The organism is Candidatus Mycobacterium wuenschmannii, assembly GCF_030252325.1.
Taxonomy (GTDB): Bacteria; Actinomycetota; Actinomycetes; order Mycobacteriales; family Mycobacteriaceae; genus Mycobacterium; species Mycobacterium wuenschmannii.
In genome coordinates, this window is record NZ_CP126981.1 from 1077194 (window position 1) to 1093975 (window position 16782).

11 protein-coding genes are annotated in these 16782 nt (G+C 64.9%); 6 read left to right on the forward strand and 5 right to left on the reverse strand.

The features are described from left to right. Positions 1-119: 119 nt before the first annotated feature. On the reverse strand, positions 120-977 hold the full coding sequence (locus PT015_RS05250; protein WP_285189336.1) for a glycosyltransferase family 2 protein: 858 nt from the start codon (positions 975-977) through the stop codon (positions 120-122). Further along, a complete protein-coding gene (locus PT015_RS05255; protein ID WP_285189339.1) occupies positions 974-1957 on the reverse strand; it encodes a glycosyltransferase in 984 nt (327 codons plus the stop codon). The genes PT015_RS05250 and PT015_RS05255 overlap by 4 nt, the downstream gene beginning before the upstream one ends. Before the next feature lie 240 nt (positions 1958-2197). Here PT015_RS05255 and PT015_RS05260 point away from each other — a divergent pair, with 240 nt between their 5' ends. Continuing rightward, entirely contained in the window at positions 2198-2662 is a 465-nt protein-coding gene (locus PT015_RS05260) for an SRPBCC family protein (protein WP_285189340.1), read from the forward strand. 168 nt (positions 2663-2830) lie between these two features. On the opposite strand, the gene PT015_RS05265 is transcribed toward PT015_RS05260, so the two are convergent. Beyond that, entirely contained in the window at positions 2831-3694 is an 864-nt protein-coding gene (locus tag PT015_RS05265) for a PE-PPE domain-containing protein (protein ID WP_285189342.1), read from the reverse strand. A 676-nt stretch (positions 3695-4370) separates the two neighbouring features. Here PT015_RS05265 and PT015_RS05270 point away from each other — a divergent pair. Further along, on the forward strand, positions 4371-4841 hold the full coding sequence (locus tag PT015_RS05270) for a DIP1984 family protein (protein WP_285189344.1): 471 nt from the start codon (positions 4371-4373) through the stop codon (positions 4839-4841). A gap of 230 nt (positions 4842-5071) precedes the next feature. On the opposite strand, the gene PT015_RS05275 is transcribed toward PT015_RS05270, so the two are convergent. Continuing rightward, complete coding sequence (locus PT015_RS05275; protein ID WP_285189346.1) at positions 5072-6349, reverse strand: cation:proton antiporter; 1278 nt, start codon at positions 6347-6349, stop codon at positions 5072-5074. A 116-nt stretch (positions 6350-6465) separates the two neighbouring features. On the opposite strand from PT015_RS05275, the gene PT015_RS05280 reads away from it, so the two are divergent. From PT015_RS05280 to PT015_RS05295, 4 genes are read left to right on the forward strand one after another with little or no spacing between them, the layout of a single operon-like run. Then, a complete protein-coding gene (locus tag PT015_RS05280; protein ID WP_285189348.1) occupies positions 6466-8235 on the forward strand; it encodes an NAD(P)/FAD-dependent oxidoreductase in 1770 nt (589 codons plus the stop codon). A 58-nt stretch (positions 8236-8293) separates the two neighbouring features. Further along, positions 8294-13819 (forward strand): type I polyketide synthase, encoded by a 5526-nt coding sequence (locus tag PT015_RS05285; RefSeq protein ID WP_285189351.1) that lies wholly within the window; start codon positions 8294-8296, stop codon positions 13817-13819. Next, positions 13816-14655 carry an ABC transporter ATP-binding protein gene (locus PT015_RS05290; protein ID WP_285189353.1) on the forward strand — a complete coding sequence of 280 codons (840 nt, stop codon included), beginning with the start codon at positions 13816-13818 and terminating at the stop codon, positions 14653-14655. The genes PT015_RS05285 and PT015_RS05290 overlap by 4 nt, the downstream gene beginning before the upstream one ends. Beyond that, positions 14652-15482 (forward strand): ABC transporter permease, encoded by an 831-nt coding sequence (locus tag PT015_RS05295; RefSeq protein WP_285189354.1) that lies wholly within the window; start codon positions 14652-14654, stop codon positions 15480-15482. Before PT015_RS05290 ends, PT015_RS05295 begins: the two co-directional genes overlap by 4 nt. Here the strand turns inward: PT015_RS05295 and PT015_RS05300 are convergent, their stop codons facing one another. Continuing rightward, positions 15483-16733: an FAD-dependent oxidoreductase gene (locus tag PT015_RS05300; protein ID WP_285189355.1), complete on the reverse strand. Its 1251-nt coding sequence runs from the start codon at positions 16731-16733 to the stop codon at positions 15483-15485. Positions 16734-16782 lie beyond the last annotated feature (49 nt).

Below are 16782 nucleotides of genomic sequence, written 5' to 3' on the forward strand. Positions count from 1 at the left end.
TTGGTGGGTAGTGAACCTGTAGCGGATCATGCTGGGCAGCTGCCTCAAGTGCTTCCGTCAGGCAGATGGCGGGTGCAGCTTCGGCGTTGAGCCAACAGCGTTGCCGCCGTTTGCCGCTTTCAACTTGGTGCTGAGGCCGACTGATCCGGATCTCCATGACCATGCGGAAGTAACGCAATCTCGTTGATACACAACCGGATCAGGCCCGCGCGTTCGAACGCGTCCAGCCAGCCGATCATCGGCCATCGGCCCCAGCGCCGGCGAAATGTTCTGGCGTTGGCCACGATCGCGTGGAGGTGCTCGACCGGAGGGTCAGAAACCGGGTGGAACTGGTGGTATGCGTGTGCGCCGCCGACCCAGTAGAGCGGAACACCACGCAACGCCGCGACCGCGGCGAAGTCGGTGTCCTCTCCGCCGTACCCGACGTAGTCCTCACAGAAGCCACCGATCCGTTGCCAGGTGAGCGACGAGACCGCGAACGACAGTGACCAGAACAAGTCATAGTTCCATTCGCGCATCACCGCACCGCCCGGTGGATTCGGTCGGGCTGGATGCGGATTGACCAGTGTGGGCAACTCAGCCAACCGGTAGCCGCCGGGCGACGGAGGTAAGTAGGTGACCGGCCCGGCCAACAGAGCGTCCCGAACATGTTGGTGCGCATCGATGTAGCGCCCGATCATGGCGGCATCCGGGACGCAATCTACATCGAGGAAGATCAGCAACTCGGCGTCGTGTTCCAGGGCCCAGCGCGCGCCGACGTTGCGGGCGCGCGCCATTGGAAGCCCCGTTCCCGTTGCGGGGCAATCGATCACTTCGGTACCGACGCTGGCGATGGAGCGGATCGCCGCGTCGTCGATTGCGACCAGGCACCGTAGGTCGATGCCTGGTGCGGCGGCGGCGATACCGGCCTGCTGCAAGCGCAGGTGCTGGTGGCGACCGCGCACGGCAGTGATGACGGCGGTGCGAGGCGCGGTCACTGCGCTATCACAGCCGCCGCTCGCGCCGCGGCGCCGGCGGTGCGCATTCGGCGCCACTGCTTACCGCCGTGCGCTATCGCCTTGTCCAACAACGCCGGCCAACACTCAGGCGCCGGCCACTTGGCCGACGTGACGGCGACTCCGGCCCAGTCCAGCGCTTCGCACATCGCGCGCTGTTCGCCGAATGGTCGTGGTTGCGCAATCACGACCGCCGGAACGCCAGCGGTCGCGACGTCGGCGATCGCGTTCTGGCCCGCGTGGGTGACCACGATGTCGGCCGAGGCCAGCAGAGACCACGGGTCGTCGACCCATGCGGCAGCGCCGCCAACCGCGCGCCACGTGATCTGCGGGACGGCGCGACGCAACTGCTCGAGCGCGTCGGCGGGAAACGCGGAGCCGCCAGCCCCGCACAGCATCAGCCCGGTCGCGGGCCGGTTCGGCGAATCACCGATCGATGCTCTGCCGTCGAATCGACTGATCGCGCCGACGAAGTGCGTGCGGGATGCGTGCACCGTCAACCAGTCTGGGTCGTACACCTCTTGGGGCCAGCACCCGACGATGTTCTCGGCGACGTCAAACGCCAAGCGGTGCACTGGGTCCGAACGCTCCCCGGGCATCGCAATCACGGTCACCGGTATCCCGGCCAAGCGTGCCAGCACGGCGATTTCCACCGACACATCGACGACCAGATGCCGCGCCCGAGCCGCGGCCAGGACCCCCAGCAACATCGCTGATCGGCGCCGCAGTCCCTCGTCGTGCAGCGGCACCCAGTGCAGTCGCCCGTTGGCAGTGACATCGTGCGCTCGGCACGCTTCAGCAGGCACGTCGCTCGGCAGCTGCACCCACGCATCGTCGGCCCGCAGACCGGCCGGCCGTGGCAATGAGGACAGGAACGTCACCGGCTCGGCGAGATGCGCGCTTATCGACTGGGCCCGCATCAGATGGCCCCGGCCGTGATGGTGTACGTAGTAGCCGATCACGCTGATTTCCGTGGCGTGGAATCGGACGCGGAAGTAGGTCGAACACAAATCACAACGCAGAACTCCAATCGTCATACAGCGTGGAACTTCGCCGCTGACTCGACGATTGCGTCACTACGACTAATAACACATGGCCGCGACAACCACGCCACGCGCCGGACGGCAACCGTCCATCAGGATGAATGCGCACCCGGCAGCAGTCGACGTTTCCAATCGCGGCGGTCTGGGCACGATACCGAGATGAGCCCTGACAACAAGATCACAGTTGAGCGAGCCATCGCGGCACCCGCCGATGCCATCTTCGATGTGCTGTCCAACCCGCACCGACACCCGGCGCTCGATGGCTCGGGGTTCATCCGCGGCATCGACCACGCCGACCGCATCCAGAGTGTCGGCGACGTCTTCACGATGAACATGCAGGGCGATCACATGGGCGGGGAGTACAAGACTGACAACCACGTCTCCGGTTGCGTCAAGGACAAGCTGGTGGCCTGGAAGACTGCTCCCGCCGGCGAGCAGCCCCCGGGATGGGAGTGGCTGTGGGAGCTGGACTCCGAGGCGCCGCATGAGACGTTGGTGCGATTGACCTATGACTGGTCTCAGGTCACCGATAAGGATCTGCTGCAGAAGGTGCACTTTCCCTTGATTACCAAGGAGCAGCTGGAAGACTCCCTGGCAAAGCTTGCCGCGGAAGCCGTTTCCTGATTCGCCCATTTCGTGGCGTAGGTCGCTGTGGCCGGCGAACAGTCGCGAGCGGCGCCGCCGAACCGCGAACTCATCCTGCAAGTCAAGCGCACGCTCGAACACCGCGGCGTCGATTTGGACGAGGCGGTCGTCGGCGAGATCAAGCAGCATGCGCTGCTGGGTGTAGGCCTAGCTGGTCATGAACGACCCTGCATCCATCGCACTGAGCAACGCCGTCCAGAGTTCCATACTGGTCAAGGTCGGGATCTCGTGAATGGTGGTCAAGCCCTCGACGGTCGTTGTGGCCGAGTCGATTTGGGCTTGCGTCAACCCGAGGTAGGCCTCGTGGAGTTCCGCTCCGAAGATGATGTCCTGCCACGACGTGCCGAGGACACCCGGTTCCGCAAAGCTGTCGCCGTGGATGTTGTAGATCTCGGTCGGGAACAGATCGTTGGGAACGCCGGTGGGGTTGGCACCGAGCATGACGAACCTGAGCGCGTCGTCGGGGATCTTGTCGGCGGACAGCTGTTGCTCGGCCAGGGCCGCGACGGCGCTGCTCTGCGAGTACGTGAAGATGGTTAACGGATCGCTGCAGACGCCGGAAGCGTCGCACCCCATGTCGCCGGCGTTGTAGTCGGCCTCGATCGCATTGATCAGAATGGCCTCACCCTGGGGCACGCTGGTGTCGAAATCGTTCGTCTCCGGGGTGGTCAGTGCGAGCGTGGTGAACGCGTTGCCCTCGTACCCATTCGGGTTGAGGTACAGATTCTCCGCGTCATTGATGTAGAAGGCATTCGGTGTCGGTATTCCGGTGGGCCCCAGAATGAAGGCATGGTCCGACCCGGACAAGAAGTCGCCGCCGGTATCAGCATCGACGGATCCGAGCGAGTCGCCCGCTGAACTGGATGCGCCGGCAACGGTCGGGCCGAGCAACCAGTCGTTGAGGCTGCTCAGCGCGTTGGTCCAGAAGTCATTGCTGCTGTCGGCGTCGGCCGGACTTGCCAGCGCGACCGCGGTACCGCATAGCGCGGCGGCGATAATTGTCTTTCTCATCGGATGTCCCCCTTGTTCTCCAGAAAACAGATGACGGTCGCCGTGCGCGGGCTGCGCGGCAGGTACCTATTTCTGTTCGGCACTTCCCCGACGAGTTGACGATCAGAATCTCTCAGGCACAACTAAGTTATCCCTCAACTTTTGTGCGAGTAAACGGATTCGGCGTCAAACTTTTAGACTTTTTTCAATAGGCAACTGATGCCGACCGACGCCTTTTCCGCGAATTGTTCACCCACCTAAATGCGGTCTCTAATTAGCAGTTAGCCATGTATTCAGACCTCACGTCCGACACATCGGAACTTCACACCCAACTGATGGACGTCACCCGTGAAACCGGGAGTACTCGCTGGCCACGCTAATCCGTCAGGTCGCGCGCTAACGCCCTCTCACGGCGAACGTCGTTCGCCTCCGGCGATCGTGCCTCGAGCTTGGCCACGACGCCCGGCCGCTTCGAAATCTGGTGATAGCGGCAGCAACACTGGGGCAGTTGGTGCGCGAGAGAAAATAGCGCAAAGCTAGTCCATCCGAAAAGATCTTAATTCTTCAATAAGTGACGAATTACCTTTTCAGGAGACCGCTTCTTGATTCCGGCAGGCACCAGGGTGAATTGCCGGGTTGCGGAATGTGGAAGACCATGTCAGCGGATGGCACCGAGCCAACCGATCGAGGAGGCCTCATGAAGCTCGCCGAAGCCCTGTCTTTGCGGGCCACCGCAGTGCGTCGCATCGAGCAGCTGCGCGCACGCGTCGTGAGCAACGCGCGCTATCAGGAGGGTGAAGAGCCGGCCGAGGACGCCGCCGCGTTGCTCACCGAAGCCGAGTCCGTGATCGACCAATACGAGGGACTGATCCGGCGCATAAACCGTACGAACGCCGCAACAACGATCGGGACAGACGGCACGCTGACTGATGCGCTGGCGCGGAGAGACGCCCTGAAGTGGCGCCACCACGTACTGAACTCGGCGGCCGATGCCGCGGCGGGCAGCAATCAGCAGGGCTATTCACGGCAGCTGCGCTCAGAGCTGAAGATGCTCTCCGCCTTGCGGGTTGCCGATCTGCGCGCTCAGGCCGATCGAGTCGCCCGCGAACTTCGCGAGCTGGATGTGCGTATCCAGCAGGCGAACTGGGAGGTCGAACTACTGGACTGAACAGCTGGGGTGGAGCAGGTAGTCGTCGCGAAGGCGTGCACAAGCCCCTGACCGGCGGGCCAAGCCCGGTCTCCTGGTGCGCGAAGGGCAGCGCGAAGGGTTCGACTCCCTCGTCACAGTGCAGCCCCGCATCGTGCACAGGTAAAGGTGCACAGGGCACGGTTCAGCACCGCGTGCAGATTCGCGACGATGAGGGCGGGCACGGGGCATCCATCCCACATAGCCAGACGTCAGCCCGCTGGCACGACCGCCGGTTGGTGACGGTCCGCAGCCGGTGTCTCTCGATGCCGTCCATACACCCACTCGAACACCGGGCTGGCCATCAGCGTCGTGACCACGGCGACCAGGACAAGAATGGTGAACAGCGTGGGCGTGATGATCCCCGCCTCGAGCCCGATGTTGAGCAGGATCAGTTCGATCAGGCCGCGCGCGTTCATCAGGGAGCCCAGCGCGATGGATTCGCGCAGCGGGACCTTGTTGAGCCGGGCCGCCACCGTGCAGGCGACGCCCTTGCCCGCAATCGAGACGACGAGGATCCCCAGTGTCACCGCCCACAACGTCGGCGTGTTGACCAATCCGATTTGGGTGTTGAGCCCGGAGTAGACGAAGAACAGCGGCAACAAGAACGTCGTGACGACCGACTCAAGACTGATTGACATGCGCTCGGCGAAGAATCCGGACGGCATGGCTACGCCAAGCACGAAGGCGCCGAAGATTGCGTAGATGCCGATCGTGTCGGTGAACCACGCACACATCATCAACAGGATCAGGACCGTGCTCATCATTGGTCCGCTGATGGCGTTGCGGCGTTCGGACAGCGTTCCGAAAACTCGAAATGCCTTGCGGCCGAAAGTGAGCAGCGCCAACGTGTACAGCGCCCCGCCCACGATTGCGGTCACGGCCACGATGGCGCTACCCCGGTGGATGGCCAGCACGGTGGCGAGCAGGCACCATGACAGCGCATCGTCGGCGGCACCGCACGCTAAGGCCAGAGTGCCCAAAGGCGTTCCGGAGAGCCGCTTTTCATAGATGATCCGGGCGAGCATCGGGAACGCCGTCGTGGCGATCGACGCTCCGAGGAACATCATCGCCATGGTCAGCGTGACGCTTTTGTCGAAGTAGATGCCGCCGGACAACAGCGGCACCGCAATCGCGGCACCGAGCGCCAGCGGCACGAGAATCCCGGCGGCAGAGACCGCCGCGGCGGTGCCCACGCGATGCTTCACGAGGTTCACGTCGAAGTTCAACCCGACCAGGAACATGTAAAGCACCAGGCCGATCTGTGCCGCCGTATAGAGGACGATGTTCGCCGGCCCTGGCGGAAACAATTGGTGCTGTATTCCGGGCGCGATCTGGCCGAAGAGGGACGGACCCAGTAATACGCCCGCGATCATCTCGCCGACCACCGGTGCCTGCCCGATTCGTTCGGCGGCGAGACCGGTCAGTCGGCACGCAAGGAGGATGACCGCAAGCTCGAGGAGAAAATGGACAGCGGTTGATGCGGGCATGACACCGGTCCTCGCGGTTCGACTGATTCTTGTTGTGTCCGCTTGCCAGAGACTCGGGTTAGTGTAGCTTCTTAACTATTAAGTAACTGTCCTATCCAAGCAGCGGGAGCGGACTCATGGACGTGCAAACGCAGCTGTCACAACTGAGCCCGGAGGAACGCGCCGCGCTGGTGCAGAAGATCAAGTCGCGGCTGCACGACGGCGAGAGCATCCAGTCCGACAACGACGTCGCGATCGTCGGCGGTGGAATAGCCGCACTCACTCTGGCGCTCGAGCTTCGTCGCGCTCGGCCCGACACGCGAATTCTGATCGTCGAACCGCGCGATCACCCGGTACCGGAGATCACTCACACCGTCGGCGAGTCGACTGTGGAGATCTCCGCGCAATACCTTCGGGATCACCTCGAATTGGCCGATCACCTGAACACGGCGCAGCTCCGCAAAATGGGGCTACGCATGTTCTTCTCCCATGACGGCAATACCGACATCGCCCGTCGGCTGGAATTGGGCAGTTCGTCGTTCACACCGCAGGTCACCTATCAAATCGACCGGGGACGACTGGAGAACGAGCTGAACCGCCGCTGCCTGTCCGAGGGCGTCGAAATCACCGCTGGCCGAGTAACATCCGTCGAACTCGGCGACGGCGGCCAACCCCACACCCTCTCGATCCAGCGCGGGGATGACGCGAGTTCCGCCACGGCGCGCTGGGTGGTCGACGCCTCGGGGCGCAACCGAGCCCTGAGCCGCCAGCTGGACCTCAAGCGGTCCAACGAACATCTCTGCAACGCCGTCTGGCTGCGGATCGGCGTCGAAATCGACATCGGTCAATGGAGCGACGATCCCGATTGGCAGGCACGCCTCGTCGAGGGCGACCGGGCAATGTCCACCAATCACCTCATGGGGGAGGGCTATTGGGTGTGGCTGATCCGCCTCGCCTCCGGCTCCACCAGCGTCGGCATCGTCGCCGACCCCGCGTTCCATGATTTCAGCGACTTCAACACCCTCGACAAGGCTCGATCGTGGCTCGCAGAGCACGAGCCGCAGTGCGCGGCGGTGCTGACGCGCAGCGAGCACGTGATCAAAGACTTCCGAGTGATGAAGAACTACAGCCACGGCGCCACCAAAGTATTTGATGCACAGCGCCGTTGGTGCCTCACCGGCGATGCCGGTGTCTTCCTGGACCCGTTGTACTCGTCGGGTCTGGACCTCGTGGCGATCGGCAACGGGCTCATCACCGACATGATCACTCGACAACTCGACGGGGAAGATGTGGTCGCGCGATGCGCGATCAACGACTCGCTGTATCGATCACTCACCGAGATGTGGCTCAACATCTACTGCAACCAGTACAAGCTCATGGGCTCGCCCTCCGTAATGACGGCGAAGGTGATCTGGGACATCGCTTTCTACTGGGGATTCCTGGGTTTGATGTACAGCAACGGGCGATTCGCCACCGTCGCCGACGACCCCGGTGTGGTGCCGCACTTGGAAGGGCTCATCGAACTGAGCAATCGGATGCAGCAGTTCTTCCATGAGTGGGCGGGCATCGAACACGCGCACCACTCGTCGCAATTCGTCGATCTGTACTCCGCGCACAATTTTATGGTGACGCTGCATGTCGCGATGATGGGGCAAGCGTCGGACTTCGCAGCGCAGTTCGACGCGAACGTCCGGCTGCTGAGACAGCTGGCGGGTCAACTGGTCGACACCATCCTCACCGACAAGTGCCGCGATTTCGCCGACGACGAAGTCGTCCGGCAGGTGCAGGCATGGCAGCGCGACACTTTCCTGCGCGAACTCCGAGCCGCGTACCGCGAGATTCCCGATGACCATCCGCTCAGCCCGGATTGGATCGTACGAGACGCGCCTGCGCTTGAGTTCAGTTGAGCTGGAACAGATCTGCTCCGCTCAACGGACTCGCATTACAGGTCGTTAGGTCGAATCGATGAACACTTTCACTGAATACGAGACCAACAAGCCCCTCGCCATCGTCGGGATCGGCTGCCACCTTCCGGGCGCGGCCCACACCGCGAACAGCTACTGGGAGTTGCTGCGCAGTGGCACGGACGCCACCCGGGAGGTTCCCGAAACGCGTTGGAACGCCGACAAATACCACGATCCGAACCCGAAGAAGGTCGGGAAGATGGTCACTCGCCGGGGTGGATTCCTCGACGAGATAGATCAATTCGACCCGCAATTCTTCGGCATCTCACCTCGCGAGGCCAACCTGGTGGATCCGCAGCAGCGACTCCTGCTGCGCACCACCTGGGAGGCCCTCGAGGACGGCGGGATAGCAGCGGAGAGCCTGGCCGGCACCGACGTCGGTGTTTTTGTCGGCGGTTTCACCCTCGACTACCAACTGCTGCAGAACCAGGGCCGCACCAGCCGTTATCGCTTCAAGACCCACTCCGCCACCGGGATGATGATGACGATGCTGGCGAACCGCATTTCCTTCTCCTTCGATTTCCGCGGACCCAGCATGACCATCGATACGGCATGCTCCAGCTCGCTGGTCGCGGTACACCTTGCGGCGCTGAGCATTTGGAACGGTGAGTGCGATCTGGCCCTTGCCGGCGGCGTCAACATCATGATCGGTCCCAATACCGCGATCGCCGAATCCAAGAGCGGATTCCTGGCACCCGACGGCCGATGTAAGGCTTTCGATCAATCCGCCGACGGTTACGCGCGGGGTGAGGGCGGGGCCGTCGTCGTGATCAAGCCGCTCGAGCAGGCCCTGCGCGACGGCGACGACGTCTATGCGCAGATCCTTGGAACCGCGGTATCCCAGGACGGTCGCACCGACGGCATCACCGTCCCGAGCGCGCAGGCCCAGGAGGCCGCGATAACCACAGCCTTACGCCGGGCCGGCGTGCACCCCCACGACGTCGGCTACGTCGAGGCCCACGGCACCGGCACACCTGTCGGCGACCCCGTCGAGGTCGCGGCGCTCGCCAAAGCCCTGGCTACCGGCCGGCCCACGAACAGCCCCTTGCTGATCGGATCGGCGAAGACGAACATCGGCCACCTCGAGGCCGGCGCCGGCGTGGCAGGGTTGATCAAAGCTGCGCTGGTGCTCAAACACGGATTCATCCCGGCGAATCTGCACCTCACCAACCCGAGCGACCAGATTCCGCTGGCGGAGTTGAACATCGACATTCCGCGAATCGGCCGCCCGTTCCCCGAAACGCACCGACGAATCGCAGGCGTCAACTCGTTCGGCTTCGGCGGCACGAATGCGCACGTGGTGCTCGCCGAGCCACCCACTCGACCCGAGACCAATGGCTTGCACCACGACGGCCGGCCGCCGCTGGCGCTCCTGCCGATCTCGGCGCGGTCCGAGGAGGCTCTGGTGGCGACCGCCAGACGGTTGGCCGACCACATCGACGGTCACCGGGACCTCGCGCTGCCCGATCTCGGCTACACGCTGAGCCGGCGCCGCGCACAGCTGAGCTACCGTCGCACCCTGGTCGCGGAGAGTATTTCCGATGCGCGAGAACAACTCCGGGCCCTCGCCGATGCTGGTCAGATCTCGGCGAGCCGAACCGGCACGGCGGCGCCCAAGTTGGCGTTCGTGTGCACGGGGATGGGTCCGCAGTGGTGGCGGATGTGCCGCGAGCTACTCGACGTGTATCCCACCTTTACCGCAAGCATCCTGCGCAGCGACCGAGAGCTGTCACGGTATGCCGACTGGTCGCTGCTCGGCGAGCTTCGGGCTGATGAATCACGTTCGCGGATGGGCGAAACCGAAATCGCGCAACCGGCGAACTTCGCCATTCAGGTCGCGCTCGCCGAACAGCTGAAGCATTTCGGCGTCACACCGGACGCGGTGATCGGCCACAGCGCGGGCGAAGTCGCCGCCCACTATCTGGCAGGAGTCCTCAGCTTCGAGCAAGCGATACATGTGGTCTACCACCGGAGCCGGCTGCAGCAGCGCACCAGTGGGCTGGGTCGCCTGCTTGCGGTCGGCCTCAGCGCCGAGGCGTTCATGCAAAAGATCGACGCCGCCACGCGTGACGTCGTCGGACAGCGGGTATCGATCGCAGCAATCAACGGCCCGTCGACGGTGACCATCGCCGGCGACAGCGACGCCCTCGACGACATCGCCCGCCAGCTCGACGAATCCCAGGTGTTCAACCGGTTTCTCAACGGGTCGGTCCCGTATCACACCCACTACATGGACACCATCAAAACCGACCTCCTGCAGGCGTTCTCGGAGCTGGCCTCCAGCCCTGCAACCATTCCGCTGTATTCGACCGTCACCGGCGAGCGATTGGACAGCTACGCAGACGGAGCGGCGTATTGGTGGCAAAATGCCCGCGCCACGGTTCTTTTCGAGCCAGCGGCCCGCCGGATGCTTGACGACGGCTACACGCACTTCGTCGAACTCGGACCGCACCCAGTCCTGGCCGCGTCGCTGTTCGAAATCGCGGGTACCCACGACACCGAGGTCGTGGTGTCGGCCACCCAGAGACGCAACGAGGACGACGGTCGCACCCTGATGAATTGCGTTGGGGCACTGCACTGTCACGGGCAGCCGATCCGGTGGGAGGCGTTGTACCCGCGAGACGGCGCGCGTCTGGTCAAACTTCCGTCCTACCCGTGGCAATCCAAGCGGTACTGGAACGAAACGCAGGAAGCCGCCGAGGACCTGCACTACCACCCCGTGCACCCGCTATTGGGGCAACCGGTGAGCGGAGTCCACCCGGCCTGGGAAGTCGAATTGAGCAGCGCGACCATGCCCTTCCTGGCGGACCATCAAGTGCAGGGGAGCACGCTGCTGCCCGGCGCGGCGTACATCGAAATGGCCCTGGCGGCAGCCGATGCCACCTACGGCTCCGCGCAGTACAGCGTGGACAACCTGGCGTTGCTGCGTGCGGTCATCCTCGATGACACCTGCGACCCGGTCCTGCGGACTACCCTCAATCGGGACACCGGAGCGTTGGAGTTCGCCGCGTTCACCGCGACCGCCGGGGGAGACGTCAAGTGGACGATCACCGCTACCGCCGAACTCAATACACTTGGACGAGCGGCGCGGCAACCCGCTGCCCCCCGTCATGCGAAGGCCGTCACGACGATCGACCACGACGAGTTCTACACCCGCGCGCACGCGGTCGGATTCGACTACGGCCATGCATTTCAGACCATTGGCGCCATCACGTCCGGAGACGGTTGGGCCACCGCGGATCTCGCAATCCCGGCGGGCATCGCCGACGACGTCGATCGTTACCGATTCCACCCGGCGCTGATCGACGGTGCCTTTCAAACGCTGATCGGCACAACGCTTCTCGGGCGCGAATCCGAGGACGACGCCTACCTGCCCACCAGGATCCAGCGCAGCGCGATCTACCGCGCCCCCGAGCAGCAGATGACCGCTCAGATCTCGGTGGTGTCGGCGACCAGGGACGAGATCGAAGCCGACATCGCGGTCCTCGGCAGCGAGGGCGACACGCTCGCCTTGTTCACGGGTTTCACCCTGCAAACATTGAGCGCCACATCGCGGATGTCGCCCGAGCGGGTGGACAAGGGCCTCTACGAGATTCAATGGGTCCCACACTCCGGGCGCACGACCGAATCGCGAGAGGCGGGGGAGTCGGCGACAGCGGAACCACGGTCCTGGCTCATCTTTCACGACACCGGCGGGGTGGGGTCGGCGCTGGCCGACCAATTTCGCCGCAGCGGCCATCGGGTCCGGGCCGTACTCCATCAGCGTGTCGACGAGTTGACCAAGATCGACGGCGGCTACGCGGTCGATCCGCGGCGGCCCGAGCAACTCCGTCAGCTCATCGCCGCCCAACTCGACACCGACGGTGCGCTCGCCGGCGTCGTCAACTGCTGGCCGCTGGACGTCGATGCCGATGACGTCAACGACCGGCTCGGGGTTCCCACCCTTCTACACGTGGTGCAAGCCTTCGCCGAACATGACAGCGCGGCGCCGCGGCTGTATGTGCTCACCGCCCAGGCGCAGCCCGCGCCAGGCACCGGATGCACCGCCGTCGCGCAAGCCGCCGTCTGGGGTCTCGGGCGTGTGATCGGCCACCAAGAGTTCGCCAGTCGGTGGGGCGGGCTGATCGACATCAACCCAGCGGACGACCGCGCACAGACCGCATCTCTTGTGTGCGAACACATTCTGGGCGGCGACCCCGAGGACCAGATCGCCGTTCGCGACGACGTGGTGTTCGTTCCGCGGGTTCGCCCGGCCACTGGCCTGACCCCGCCGTTCCCCACCAAGCTGACGCCCGACGGAACCTACGTGGTGACGGGCGGAGCGGGTGCCCTCGGCCGCGTCGTGGCCACCTTCCTGGCCGAACACGGCGCGCGCCAGATCGCGCTGCTGTCGCGCAGTGAGCTTCCATCCCGCGAGCAGTGGTCACAGCTGGCCGACGACCACCGGCACCACGCGCTTGTCAACGCCATCCGCAACATCGAGCGTCGCGGTGTGCGGGTATCGACCGCCAGCGTCGATATCACCGATCCCGAGCGAGTCGCCGGCTGGCTGGCAGAGCACGTCCGAGGAGGCGGCGGCCCGGTGCGCGGCATCATTCACGCGGCCGGATCTGTCGACGACCGGCTGCTGGTGAATATGACCGAGGAGGATTTCGCCACGGTGATGGCCCCGAAGATCGAGGGTGCCCGCGTGCTGCACAACGTGTTCCGGGAGACGGAGCTGGAATTCTTCGTCATGTTCGGGTCGGCGGGGTCGGTGATCGCGTCTCCCGGTCAAGGCAACTACGCCGCCGCCAACGCCGCTCTCGACGCCTTCGCGCACTACCGGCAGTCGCTGGGGCTCCCGGCGCTCACCATCGGCTGGGGGCCGTGGTCGGTGGGGATGGTCGAGGAACTCAAGCTGGAGAAGATCTACGCCCAGCGTGGGATCGAGCTCATCACCCCCGCCTCGGGCGGCCGCGTACTCGATCGACTGATCAACCAGAGGGTCGCGAATGTGATCGCGATCAGTGCCGACTGGATACAGGCCCGGCGCGCGGGCCTCGGCGGGCAACTGCCGCCGATGTTCTCCGAACTCGGCAATGTCGAAATCGCCTCTGATGCAGACACTTCCGATACCTCGATGCTCGACATGCTGTCGGGGTGCCCCGCCGCGGACCGGCTCGAGATCGTGGTGGGGCATGTTCGGCGGATCGCCGCCGCGGTCTTCGAGATCGCAGCGGACGACATCGGCGTCGACGACGCGCTCGACGAAATCGGGCTGGACTCATTGATGGCCATGGATTTCCGGCTGCGGATCAACGCCACGTTCGCCATCGATCTGCCGTTGCTCGAACTGCTCCGCGGCGTCAGCGTCAACTCGGTGGCGGCCAAGATCCTTGCCGACCTGCCGGTGACCGACACCGAACCCGAGGCGGTCACCGGCGGAGGTGCGGTCCCACCCGTCGGCGACGTCGACCGGCTGATCGATCAACTGTCCGACGCCGAGTTGCGCGAAATGCTGGTCGAACTCGAGAAGCATTCGTGAATTCCGCGGTGCGCGTCCGCCGTCTAGCCAAGGCGTACGGACAGCTGCAAGCCGTGCGCGGAGTGGATCTCGATGTCGAGTACGGCGAGGTGTTCGCAATCCTCGGCCCCAATGGGGCCGGCAAGTCGACCACCATCGAGATCCTCGAGGGCCACCGCAAGCGTGACTCAGGTCAGGTCAGCGTGCTGGGCGAGGACCCCGGCACTGCGGGCCGGAACTGGCGCGCCCGCATCGGGATTGTGCTCCAGGAGGTCAGCGACGCCGGAATGCTGACCGCCCTCGAGACGGTGCGGATGTTCGCGAAATGCTATGGGTCGGCACAGATTCCCGAGGAGGTGCTGGAGCTCGTCGGCCTCGGGTCGGTTGCCCTATCGAAGGTGCGGACCCTGTCCGGGGGGCAGCGACGCCGTCTCGATGTCGCTCTCGGGATCATCAACGGCCCCGAGTTACTCTTCCTGGACGAGCCGACGACGGGCTTCGATCCCGAAGCGCGACTGCGCTTTTGGGATCTGATCCGGCTGCTCGCCCGCGGCGGCACGACGATCCTGCTGACCACCCACTATCTGGAGGAAGCGGCGGCGCTCGCGGACCGCGTCGCGGTGATCGCCGCGGGCCGGGTCGTAGCGCTCGACTCGCCACGGAACCTGACCCGGTACGCGAGTTCGGCTGCCACAGTCCGCTGGCGAGCCGGCGGCGAAATATGTACTGAGCACACCGATCGACCGACCGACCTCATCAGGCAGCTGTCCAGCGACGGTGCGGAGCTTGCCGAACTGACGGTCTCTCGGCCGTCTCTGGAGGACGCCTACCTACAGCTGATCGGCATGCGGCGATGAGCGGCGGACACGCCGCCACGCCGGCGTCGCCACCGCTGCCGTCCCCGGTCCGCATCGGCCTGTCGCGGGTCGTCCCCGAACTCAAAATGTTCTACCGTCGCCCGGAGCAGGTGGTGCTGACGTTTTCGTTGCCAGCGATCATCTGCGTGCTGCTCGGGTCGATCTTCTCGACCCGACTGCCCAACACCGAAACCAGTACCGGTGCGGTGATCGCGGCGAGCATGCTCGCCTACGGCATCTTGTCGACGTCGTTCATCAACCTGGGCATCAGCATCGCAGCCGATCGCGACACCGGGGCCTTGCGGCGCCTGCGGGGGACACCCACGACCGCGCTGTCGTACTTCATCGGAAAGATCTTCCTGGTTGCAATCGTCAGCCTCGCCGAGGCTGTTCTGCTCGTGTCCGTTGGGCTGGCTTTCTTTCAACTTCGGCTGCCGTCAACGGTTTTCGGCTGGTTCACGCTCATCTGGGTGTTCCTGCTGGGCACCGTCAGTTGCTCGTTGCTCGGCATCTTCATCAGCAACCTGGCGAGTAACGCGGTTGCGGCCGCCGTCGTCACCAACGGCCCGGCAGTGGGTCTGCAGTTCGTGTCCGGCACCTACGTTCCGCTGGTGGTGCTGCCGGGCTGGATGTTGGTCGTCGGATCCTTGTTTCCGGTGAAGTGGATGGCGCAAGGCTTCCGTTCCGTCCTTCTGCCGCCGCAGATGGCCGCGTTCGAGCCGGCCGGCAACTGGGAGCACTGGCACACGTTTCTGGTGCTGACCGCATGGACAATCGGTGGTCTCGCCGCCTGCCTCGCGGTGTTCCGATGGTCGGACAGGAACTGATCAGGGGCGCGACCGCAGGATCTGCTTGGCCGTTCGTCGACCGCTCACGAGCGCACCCTGGATCGAAGCGGTGTCGCGGTGGTCGCCGCACCACCACAGCCCGTCACCGACGGCGACCGGCCGCCGCACCCGCAACGGCGCCGACTGAGCAGGAAGTGCGTGACGAATGACATTGCGTGTCAGCAACTTCCACGGCCGCCCGTCCCCACCCATGATGTCAGCGGCATGGCGTCGCGTGGCGGTCTCCGCGGGCGCGGACCCATCGGGCTCCAACAGTGCGGACGCGGAGATCAAGTGTTGCCCCCGTGGGGCGTAGCTCGGTGCCGCAGCGCTGATGACCGCGGTGTTCAGGACCGGACCCTGCGCATGGCGGCGTCCGTCGACCCACAACATCGGCCGCGACGTCGGGGCGATCTCGGCGGACCACCAGTCGGTGACCACGCCGTGGGTGCTCGAGGCGGCCGAACCGGTCAACGCCGCCGAGGTGGTGGGGTCCGCGGCCACCACGACATCACTCGCGCGTACCGCCGTATCGGGTCCCGATACCAGCCAGCGACCCCCATCGCGATCGATGCGAGAAACCTTGTGGTTCAGGCTTATTCGCCCGACCAGCGGCTTGGCCATCTGGCGCGGAAGCGCTTGCATGCCGGCCGCCGGCAGCGCCGGCACACCGAGCAGGAACACCCGAGCGAGCAGGAGGGCGAACGCGTTGGAACTGTTGCCGGTGTCTTCGAGCAGCACACCGGCCAGGAAGCGGTCGATGACCCGGCGCAACTCGCCGCCGAGGCCCGTCTTGTCCAGGGCCGCCTTCAGCGTGATGTCGGCTCCCACATGCGACTTGAGCGCGCTCGGCCGCAGAGCGGGAAGGGCCCAGCGCGCTACGGCGGCGACGTCCGCGGGTCGAATGGCGCCGGACAGCAACATCTTCGGCACCAGCTTCGGCTCCCGCAGCGGGTGCGCCAGCACGGCCGACTTGGATTGCCGTCGTACCGCAACCCCGGCGCCGAACGGCTGCAGATCGAGCGCGTCGACGTCGACAGCATGCGGCAACTCCGGGTAGGCCGGATTCAGCACCTGAAAGCCGCGGTCGCAGAGGAAGCCGTCGACGGCATCGGTACGAACGCGGCCGCCGACGTCGTCGTCTTGCTCCAGTACCCGCACGTCGCGGCCGGCGGCAGCAATGACCGTGGCGCAGCGCAAGCCTGCCAGGCCGGCACCGATGACCACCACGTCGACATCGTCCTCGGCCATCGACTGTTGCCTCCTGTCAGCGCGGACTCGCGGCGGTCACTGAGAGCGG